A 268-nucleotide genomic window follows, 5' to 3' on the forward strand; every position below is an offset into this window, starting at 1 on the left:
TTTGGGCGGGCGTTTCCGTTCATATATTTCTGATATCTTCTGATATACATCTACATTTTGTGAGCGTAACAAATAGACTATGCTTAAGCCATTACAAATATCGTTTAAACTTTCTTGGCTCCGCAGAGTAATTGCCTGCTTCTGTTTTCGTTTGTAGACTCTTGCCAATCTTTCACATAGGGAATTATTGGCTGGAACCCGTTTGTCATGCAGGAACAATAATTCACTTTCTTTATATTCCCTTAACCGGAGAAATAGATTATACCCT

1 protein-coding gene is annotated in these 268 nt (G+C 37.7%); it reads right to left on the reverse strand.

Translation table 11 applies throughout. The features are described 5' to 3' along the window. Positions 1-268, reverse strand: a 268-nt coding sequence (locus VSQ62_RS32355; protein ID WP_334638797.1) for a hypothetical protein, incomplete at both ends; no start/stop codon positions are given.

Source organism: Sporofaciens sp. JLR.KK001, assembly GCF_036941055.1.
Classification (GTDB): domain Bacteria; phylum Bacillota; class Clostridia; order Lachnospirales; family Lachnospiraceae; genus Sporofaciens.